Raw genomic sequence first — 8,817 nt, forward strand, 5'->3', positions numbered from 1 at the left:
GGCGGGAGCAGCTTCTTGAGGATGGCTTCCCGGCGCTCGTCGGAGTACTTCATCGGAACCTCGTCACGCCCCACATCGTTCAGAGTCTAACAGCCGCTGACACTCCAACTAGCTTGACAGTGGGGGACCTTTCGGTGGCGCAAGTTATAGAGTGCTTAACGATTTAAAACATTAACCTGACACCTGCCACCACGCCGGTATCTTCGGTATTATTCCCGCCAGCACGAGAAAGGTCAGCGGTATCGCCATACTCTTTTACCCAGTAAGCGCCCACGTAAGGCGCAAAGCGTCTGGTCACTTCGTAGCCCAGGCGCATGCCGACACGCACTGAGTTAAGGCCCTCACCCACACCAAACTCCTCAACTTCACTGGCGGCCACGGCAATTTCGGTGCGCGGCTGTAGGTAGAGCCGCTGAGTCAGGCGCAGATCGTATTCGCTTTCCAGGCTGGCGGAGATATCGCCTTCATCGCTTATCATCAAGTCGAGATCGGTCTCGAAGCGATAGGGGGCGAGCCCCAATAGGCTGATGACGCCGAAATAGCGTTCGGGATAGTCATTCGTAGCGATACCGCCCTGATAACCGATGCCGCCCTGAAGTTCCCAGAAGTCGGCAATCAAACGACTATAAAGCAGGTTGAGGGACTCGAATTCTGCATCTTCGCCATCGCCCTGGACGTTTTGGCCTTCGCCTTCCACGTATAGGCGATTGAAATCACTGCCATACCAGGCCTGGAAATCCCAGACCAAGGCATCCCCCCCCTTGTCGGGCGAAGCATATTCCAAGCGATCGACCCGTACCGTGGTCATCGGGTGCTCCACGACCGGTGACGGCCAGCCGGCCGGGGCGTCATAGCCGTCTTCGGCTTGAGCAGTCGTGGCGGCGGCCATGCCGAGGGCGGCGCTGGCGAGGGTTAAGTAGTGCTTGGTTTTCATACTGCCTCCTTAAGAAACCTGAACAACGCGGAACATGCCGGCATCCATGTGATAGAGAAGGTGGCAGTGGAACGCCCAACTGCCCTCTGCATCTGCGGTGATCAACGCAGATACGCGCTCACCGGGCTTCACATTTAGGGTGTGTTTGCGTGGTATCAATTCCCCTTGGCCGTTTTCCAGCTCCATCCACATGCCGTGGAGGTGGATAGGATGCTCCATCATGGTGTCGTTAATCAGAATTAGGCGCAGCCGCTCGTCTTTCACAAAATGAATAGGGCCCGTCACTTCGCTAAACTTCTTACCGTCGAACGACCATATATAACGCTCCATATTGCCGGTCAGGTGCAGCTCAAGCTCACGGCCTGGCTCACGGCGATCAGGCCATGGTGTGATCGCTTTGAGATCCCGGTAGACTAATATGCGTCGTTCGTCGGGGTCGATGCCGATGCCCGCCTGGTCGTAGCGAGAGCCGGGCTGGGCTTCACCAGCGAGAAGCAAACCGTTTGCGCCTATTTTGGCCTGCTCGGCTGCCATGCCTCCCATAGTAGAGTGATCCATGCCTTGCATGTTGGACATACCGGAGTGATCCATCCCAGCCATGCTGGAATGATCCATCCCCGACATGTTGGACATGCCAGAGTGATCCATCCCCGACATGTTGGACATGCCAGAGTGATCCATCCCCGACATGTTGGACATGCCAGAGTGATCCATCCCCGACATGTTGGACATGCCAGAGTGATCCATCCCCGCCATGTTGGAGTGATCCATACCGCCCATACCGTGGGCACCCATGGCTTCCATGCCGCGGTCGGCAATTTGGCGGCGCTTGGGAATCTCCGCCTGCATGCCTTCACGCGGGGCTAGCGTGGCGCGAGCGTAGCCACTCCGATCCATGGCTTCGGCGAAGATGGTATAGGCTCGATCATCTTCTGGTGAAACAAGCACATCGTACGTTTCCGCCACGCCAATACGGAACTCATCAACAGGCACGGGTTGCACTGGCTGGCCATCGGCAGCAACGACGGTCATCTTCAAACCAGGTATACGTACATCAAAGTATGACATCGCCGACCCGTTAATCACGCGTAGTCGTATCCGCTCACCAGCTTTGAACAAGGCATTCCAGTTTTCTTGAGGAGAATAGCCGTTGAGAAGATAAGTATAAGTACTACCGGTGACATCGGCGATATCCCGCGAACTCATGCGCATTTGAGCCCACATGCCGCGCATTTCAGCGGTCTGAGCAAAACCGTTGTTACGAACATCGGCAAAGAAGTCAGCAATCGTGCGCTCTTGGAAGTTGTAATAGCCTTCCATGGTTTTCAGATTACGAAATACCGACATGGGGTCTTCAAAGGTCCAGTCGGTGAGCAGTAGCACATGCTCACGGTCATAGCGGATGGGTTCGCGCTCGGCGGCGTCAATTATCAACGGCCCGGCGTGGCCGAGCTGTTCCTGCAAGCCGGAGTGGCTGTGGTACCAGTAGGTACCGTTCTGACGGACGGGAAAACGGTAGGTAAAGGTTTCACCAGGGGCGATACCTGCAAAGCTAACGCCAGGCACACCATCCATTTCCGGCGGTAGAATGAGACCATGCCAGTGGATGGAGGTGGGCTCGTCCAGCAGGTTGGTGACACGCAGTACTGCGTCTTGACCTTCTTTCAAACGAATCAGCGGGGCAGGACTGGTACCGTTAATGGTAATGGGTTGGGCTTCTTGTCCGTCAATAGGCAACGATTCACGGCGGATCGCCAGCGATACCTCGGGCCCTTCTTCAACGCCCTGAGCATAGACGTTGGTACGGCCCCAGGGGTTTGCCCAGGCGGGGGTTAACCCCATTGCCGCAGCAGAACCTAAGCCTAAGGCAGCGCCTCCTTTTAACACTTGCCGACGAGAAAGAGGGTGAGAAATGATACTTGAGCGTGCCATGTGTAACTCCCATCAATGATGAATGACACCATCTTGATGGAAGAAGCTGAATCAAAGCTGAATAGTGATTAATTAATCACTTCAACTGCAAGAGGCAACGTAACCGTAACGCGCAGTCCACCCAGTGGACTACGCTCAAAGCGCGAGTGCCCTGAGTAGCGGGCAATTAACTGCGCAAGAATCGACAGGCCTAAGCCGTAGCCGGGACGGCGTTCATCCAATCGTGTGCCACGCTCTCCCAAGCGCGAAAGATCTTCTTCTGCAACGCCGAAACCGTCATCATCAGTGGTGAGCGTGAGTGTGGTAGTGGAGACGGCAATATCGCAATTAATGCACCTATTCGACCATTTGCCAGCGTTATCGAGCACGATGCCTAATATTTCAGAAAAGTCGTGAGCCTCAATAGGCACTTGGTCTTTCTCGTGTGCCGAGTGGGTAAGGTTGAAAATGCGCTCAGGGTAAAGACTACGGAACATCTCGATGAGCCGTGAACTATCTCGCGTGACGTTCGCCATTCGACCCGCGTTAGGCCCTGCAATACGCGAACGACGCAGCTCTGCAGCTAACTGAGCGTTAATATCTTCAATACGACTGAGCAGTTTATGCCGTCGGTTTTCATCAATGGGCCGATTGCCGCGCAGTACTTGGGTAATTGCTGCCAGCGGGGTTTTTAATGCGTGTGATAGGTTGGCGACCGATTCTCGCGAGCGCTTCAGACGAAGATCAATGTCGTCCATGAACCAGTTCAACTGGTCGACTAATTCATCTAGCTCCGAAGGGGCTACTAATGACAAGCGATCACGTTTGCCTGATCGCAATGCTTCAAGTTGTTGGCGCAGTTGCCAGAGTGGTATGAGTCCACGGTTAACCGCTAGCATGTTGAGTATGATGAGCATCCCTAAAAGCACGGCGGCGATCCCACCGACCCACCAGTGTAAAGTTGCAAGCCCTGCTTCTACTTGGGAAAAATCCTCGCCCACCAATAGCACACCCTGCGTGCCCTGCCACTCAAAATGGCGGCGATAGACGAGCATGTGCTGTGTTCCGCGATTCACATCTATTAGGGCATCGCCGCTCTCATCTAGCAACGGAGCCAGCTGTTGCTGCCATTGCGGGTCAGAAGCGTTGACCGAGCCATTGAAACGGAGTACGTAGAGATGATGAAAGACTTGATAGCCTTGGCTAACCGAGTCGAGCGCAGTCGGTACAGCCGTTTGGTCTTGCTCTAGCTGCGCGACCGCGTGGTTTGCTTCACGTTGTAAGCGTTCACCTAAAAAATCCCTTGCCAGGCTCTGTAAAAAGATCCCGTGCAATAGCCACGTGGTGACCACCACCAGTAGCGCGACGCCGCCTAACCATGCGAGTAGCCGAATGCGTAAACTGCGTCTATCAATGTGAAGCAAAGAAATACCCCTGACCACGTCGCGTTTGAATGACTGATTTACCGAGATAACGGCGCAGACGAGCGATGTAGACTTCCACCAAGTTAGGTGCGGCAGCGTCCTGATCCAAGGCGTAGAGCTGCTCTAGTAGCTGATCTTTCGAGTGAATACGGTCTGGATGAAGCATTAAGTAGCGCAGTAACCGAAACTCGGTCGCTGTGAGCGAACGCCACGTTTCACCTTCTAAGCACACTCGTTGACCCGCTTCATCCAACGAAATGCCGTTAAGCGTGATCACTTGAGATAACTGACCAGACTGCCTGCGTAGCAAGGCCTTCAGCCGGGCCATCAGTTCGGCTTCGTGGAAGGGCTTGGTAAGATAGTCATCGGCCCCCGTCTCAAGACCGACAACTTTATCTTCCCAGGTATCGCGGGCCGTCAGGATCAAAATAGGCGTGTCGCGTTTTTGCCTGCGCCACTGGGCGAGCAGATCCAGCCCTGAGCCGTCGGGCAAACCGACATCTAAGATCGCCAGTTCATAATGCTCGGTTGCCATCAGCGACTTGGCCGCTTTCAATGAGGCGGCCAAATCAACCAGGTAACCGTTGTCTTTGAGACTCTCTGCCAAGCTTTCCGCTAGCAAGTCATCATCTTCAAGTAGCAACAGTTTCATGGATATACGTCAGATTAGAGAGAAAAATTGCCGTACATGCCGGATTCATAATGACCAGGAATGTTACAGGCATACTCTAGCTCGTTAACATTGTCAGGGACACTCCATAATAAAGTCCCGGTTTCACCAGGCGCAATGGTGACACCTGCCATACTCATATTGGCCATATCGTGACCATCGCCGTTTGACATATTGGACATATCGTGGCCTTCACCGTGTGCCATATTCGACATGTCATGGCCTCCGCCATTGGCCATGTTTAGCATCATCTGGCGATGTTCTTCTTGGGCTTCTTTGCTACCAATCACAAATTCATGCTCTAAATTGCCGGTGTTGGTGATTTCAAATTTAACCACCTCCCCAGCCGCCAGTTCTAGCTCTTCAGGGTCGAACCACATATCGCCAGCCTCAAGGCTGATCGTGCGGTCAACGTCAGCCTCGGTTAGGCCATTGTCACCACTGCCTTGGCCGGGCGAAGCCCATGCCGCACTCGTTATCAAACTGAGTGAAAGGGCAAACAAAGACGTTGTTAAGGAGATGTTGCGCATGGTCATTTACCTCAGAGGTTATTGTCACTTGTTCTTTATACGGCGTTAACCTGAAACGAGCCTGAACCTAACGTAAAAATATGGCCTGCTACCCAAAAGCATTTCTAACATGATGATGGATCCTGCCCCCCCTGATTAGAGTCAACGCTGCAGCAATGACTTTTCGTCTTGTTGGTGCAATTGCCTATGGCAGCCTCCGCCTAAACCTCAGCGTAAGGCCCATAAGAAGGAGACCGTTAATTTCGAGCTCTGGAACGGCTCAACAAGGTGGTTGACCTGTTAGTCACCCATTCGGTGATGACACTCTTGTCAGCACTGCCGTGATCAACAAGATAACCGCGACCAGCACCATCTCCAGTGCAATACTTCTCTGTAACCGTCCTGGGGCTGTTGCGTCGCCGCTCTCAAAGGCCGGCACAAGCCGCCACTTGTTCGCGGCAGCAAATAACAGTAGCGCCGCCACAATCAATACCTTGCCGATCAAGAACTGTCCATATGCCGTGGTGAGCAGGGGTGTGAGACCGCCTGTTAGCAGCGTGGCCAAAGTGACGCCCGCCAGTACCAACACGCCAACTCCGCCCATGGCGATTTTCCCGAAACGGGTCAGAATGTGGGCGGTATTGTCCTGGTTGTGACCCCGTCCAACTAAATGGAACAGCGGCCAAAGCGAGGCCACCCAAAATGCTGCCGCCATCAGGTGAACGATCAGCAAGCCAGCCAGAACGAGGCGTGGGGTGTTTACTGTATGCCCCACCTGCACGAATGCCAGCATCACCAATAAAACGCCTACTAGGCTCACGCTGTTGGCTGTTTTCGAGTGCGCTAAGTTATTAAGCTGAATCGCCTGAACCAGCAGCAAGCCAGCTACCGCCAGCATTAGCCGGCCCCCGGACGCACCCTCAAACACGATTCCGAGCAGCATTGGGTTGGTTGCAGCAGATATATTGCCGCCCCCAAGGTAACCAGCTTCTAAAGGCCACTGGAACAGAATCAGAATGACCCCCGCCCAGGCAGCAAAGACGCCCATGCGGGCGACGCGCCTCCGGTCGTGATCAGGGAGTCGGGGAAACGCTAGACGAAACAACACGGCCCCCGTCGCGACTAGGGCACTAAGGTAAACCCCAGCCGCCACGAGAATCATCGCGACGGTCCAGACGTCGAGGCTATTTACGGAGAACCACCAGGCCACGGGTCAGGGCTCGACCGAGAAGTTAAAACCGTCGGACATCATGTGCCCGTCATCCGATAGGCCACGCCAGCGCACCTGGTAATCCCCAGCCGAAAGAGTGTCACTGGGCTTTACGAAGTAGCGATCGACCTGTTCACTGCCTGGCTGACCATCAAGAGGAACGTGGCCGTCCGGGCCTGCCACTTCAAACTGGGTGATGCGCATCATGCCACCAAACTCGATGCCAATCTCTGCTGGGGAATCCTGAATGGTGACGCCATCCTTAGGCGAAGTGCTTGCGGCCCCTTCATGGGCCAGCACTGGGATTGCTAGCGACAGCAACAGCGTTGCTAAGGAAGCGTGAATGATAGGGAGCGAACTCGTCTTCTTTTGCATACCGTATCCTTATGTTTTTCAGGGTTGAATGGATATTGTTACTTCATCGCGGAGGCGCTAAAACTGATTCGGTTGAGCCTTCTTACATCGTTCATTTTCCCTGTTTGGCGAACAAGGCGCATGGCGTCGTATGAATCTTCAAAGAAATGTGTAGGTGTTATAGCGTGCCAACCTGAAGCAGGGCTGAAAATGGCGGAAAAAATGATCTGTGACAACACTTAGGTATTGGGATCGGTTTCTCCTTTACCTTTGGGCCACCTATAGGTTGTAGGCTTATAACGAAAGCTAACTCCGCCTTCTTCCATTTTTAATGGATAAGGCGATGTCTCGACCAGCAACATGATAAGAGGAAATATCATGGTTAAGCACAAGATGATCTTTGTCATTGGTCTGGCTGCAAGCCTCAGTGTCCCCAGCAGCGCCATCTTCGCTCAAGGTATGAGCCAAGGCGCCCAAGGTCAGGGCAATATGATGGACGGCCAAGTCGGTATGGGTTCGGGCATGATGATGGGCAGTCAAGAAGGCATGTACCCAGGAATGATGATGGGAGGGCAAAGCGGGATGATGCCTTGTCCAATGATGGAAGGCATGGGGAGTATGTTCGGCATTGGCGGTATGCTCGACGAGCAGCAGATGAGTACCATGCGTGAGATGCGCCAAGAACACCGCGCGGCCCAGCTTGAGCGGATGGGCGAATTGATGAACCTGCGCGACGACATGATGCAAACCATGCAGACTGAACGCCCTGAACCAGAGGAAATAAAGGCGCTGCATGCTCAAATGGCCAACCTTCATGGCGATATGATGGCTGATAACGTGCGCATGCATAATCAGATGCAGGACTTACTGACCGATGAGCAGCGTGAACAGATGAGAGGAAGCATGCCCAGCCACCATGGCCCGCAATAAGCCTTGGCGATTGCCTCTTTTTTTAGGAGTGATGGCATGATGAACGCGGAATGTTTTGCTTTTATGGGGTCAATGGGGTGGCTAGGCTGGTTGATGCCCCTGGCCATGCTGTTATTAATTGGCTTGGCGATCGCTTCGCTGGCAAAATACCTCTTCAGTCGTTCACGCTAAGGAGTTGAAAATAATGCAACATATGAGCACCAAGCTTTTACTCTCTGGTTCCATGCTGCTTGGGGCGGTCTCCGCCCAGGCGGCGTTACCGCCAGAGGCAACATTGTATAAAAACCCCCAGTGCGGCTGCTGTGACGCTTATGCACGCCATCTTGAAGAGCTCGGCGTAGAAGTGACGATTATTGACGATGTAGAGCTGGGTGATATTAAGCAGCAGGCAGGCGTGCCCTATGGCCTGGGTTCATGCCATACCATTGAGATGGGCGAGTATTGGATCGAAGGCCACGTTCCAATGGAAGCCGTGCAGGCGCTGTTTGAGGAACAACCCGATATTGACGGTATCGGTTTGGCGGGTATGCCCATTGGCACACCGGGTATGCCGGGGCCACAAGAAAGCCCTTACAATGTGTACACGTTTACAGGCCAGGAAGATGAGCCATTTATGACCCTTTAGTAGGGTGATAAAAGCTCGCCTGCTGTCTGCACGCCGTTCTAACGGACTCTTGTAGTACAGCAGGCGCATTCAAGTCATACATTACTAAAACGAAAGCGCTGTATTAAACTTAGGATTTACTTTGCTAGCCCGGATTTCTCATAGCACCTCAGCAAGTATCTTACCCAAGACGTAATGCTACTAAAAACCTATTGGCACGGTTTAAACTGCCTACTTTTTAACCACTTCCCGTCGTTCAGACACACTTCCC

At 53.5% G+C, this 8,817-nt stretch carries 10 protein-coding genes; 3 read left to right on the top strand and 7 right to left on the bottom strand.

Features of this window, described 5'->3' with window-relative positions; all coding sequences use genetic code 11:
- Positions 1 to 163 precede the first annotated feature (163 nt).
- From MHM85_RS17985 to MHM85_RS18015, 7 genes are all read right to left on the bottom strand, one after another.
- A complete protein-coding gene (locus tag MHM85_RS17985) occupies positions 164 to 934 on the bottom strand; it encodes a copper resistance protein B (protein WP_239286571.1) in 771 nt (256 codons plus the stop codon).
- Positions 935 to 943: 9 nt separating this feature from the next.
- A complete protein-coding gene (locus tag MHM85_RS17990; RefSeq protein WP_239286570.1) occupies positions 944 to 2,866 on the bottom strand; it encodes a copper resistance system multicopper oxidase in 1,923 nt (640 codons plus the stop codon).
- 68 nt (positions 2,867 to 2,934) lie between these two features.
- Positions 2,935 to 4,179, bottom strand: coding sequence for a sensor histidine kinase (locus tag MHM85_RS17995; RefSeq protein WP_231125634.1), 1,245 nt, complete (start codon positions 4,177 to 4,179; stop codon positions 2,935 to 2,937).
- Between the two features lie 76 nt (positions 4,180 to 4,255).
- Positions 4,256 to 4,921: a response regulator transcription factor gene (locus tag MHM85_RS18000; RefSeq protein WP_153843656.1), complete on the bottom strand. Its 666-nt coding sequence runs from the start codon at positions 4,919 to 4,921 to the stop codon at positions 4,256 to 4,258.
- 14 nt (positions 4,922 to 4,935) lie between these two features.
- Entirely contained in the window at positions 4,936 to 5,469 is a 534-nt protein-coding gene (locus MHM85_RS18005; protein ID WP_054641625.1) for a plastocyanin/azurin family copper-binding protein, read from the bottom strand.
- Positions 5,470 to 5,752: 283 nt separating this feature from the next.
- Entirely contained in the window at positions 5,753 to 6,496 is a 744-nt protein-coding gene (locus MHM85_RS18010; RefSeq protein ID WP_231125633.1) for a CopD family protein, read from the bottom strand.
- A gap of 165 nt (positions 6,497 to 6,661) precedes the next feature.
- A complete protein-coding gene (locus MHM85_RS18015; RefSeq protein WP_153843654.1) occupies positions 6,662 to 7,033 on the bottom strand; it encodes a copper resistance CopC family protein in 372 nt (123 codons plus the stop codon).
- 357 nt (positions 7,034 to 7,390) lie between these two features.
- On the opposite strand from MHM85_RS18015, the gene MHM85_RS18020 reads away from it, so the two are divergent.
- The 3 genes from MHM85_RS18020 to MHM85_RS18025 are packed head-to-tail and all read left to right on the top strand — an operon-like array spanning position 7,391 to position 8,567.
- Entirely contained in the window at positions 7,391 to 7,942 is a 552-nt protein-coding gene (locus tag MHM85_RS18020; protein ID WP_153843653.1) for a Spy/CpxP family protein refolding chaperone, read from the top strand.
- Positions 7,943 to 7,978: 36 nt separating this feature from the next.
- Positions 7,979 to 8,113 (top strand): hypothetical protein, encoded by a 135-nt coding sequence (locus tag MHM85_RS18460; protein WP_008957443.1) that lies wholly within the window; start codon positions 7,979 to 7,981, stop codon positions 8,111 to 8,113.
- A gap of 13 nt (positions 8,114 to 8,126) precedes the next feature.
- Positions 8,127 to 8,567, top strand: a complete 441-nt coding sequence (locus MHM85_RS18025; protein ID WP_008957442.1) for a DUF411 domain-containing protein — start codon at positions 8,127 to 8,129, stop codon at positions 8,565 to 8,567.
- Positions 8,568 to 8,817: the final 250 nt, after the last annotated feature.

Source organism: Halomonas sp. McD50-4 (assembly GCF_022348135.1).
In the GTDB taxonomy this organism is placed as follows: Bacteria; Pseudomonadota; Gammaproteobacteria; order Pseudomonadales; family Halomonadaceae; genus Vreelandella; species Vreelandella piezotolerans.

Coding starts and splice junctions, on each gene's coding strand:
- MHM85_RS17985 (WP_239286571.1), bottom strand. CDS start 934: ATGAAAACCAAGCACTACTTAACCCTCGCCAGCGCCGCCCTCGGCATG.
- MHM85_RS17990 (WP_239286570.1), bottom strand. CDS start 2,866: ATGGCACGCTCAAGTATCATTTCTCACCCTCTTTCTCGTCGGCAAGTG.
- MHM85_RS18000 (WP_153843656.1), bottom strand. CDS start 4,921: ATGAAACTGTTGCTACTTGAAGATGATGACTTGCTAGCGGAAAGCTTG.
- MHM85_RS18005 (WP_054641625.1), bottom strand. CDS start 5,469: ATGCGCAACATCTCCTTAACAACGTCTTTGTTTGCCCTTTCACTCAGT.
- MHM85_RS18010 (WP_231125633.1), bottom strand. CDS start 6,496: ATGGGCGTCTTTGCTGCCTGGGCGGGGGTCATTCTGATTCTGTTCCAG.
- MHM85_RS18015 (WP_153843654.1), bottom strand. CDS start 7,033: ATGCAAAAGAAGACGAGTTCGCTCCCTATCATTCACGCTTCCTTAGCA.
- MHM85_RS18020 (WP_153843653.1), top strand. CDS start 7,391: ATGGTTAAGCACAAGATGATCTTTGTCATTGGTCTGGCTGCAAGCCTC.
- MHM85_RS18460 (WP_008957443.1), top strand. CDS start 7,979: ATGATGAACGCGGAATGTTTTGCTTTTATGGGGTCAATGGGGTGGCTA.
- MHM85_RS18025 (WP_008957442.1), top strand. CDS start 8,127: ATGCAACATATGAGCACCAAGCTTTTACTCTCTGGTTCCATGCTGCTT.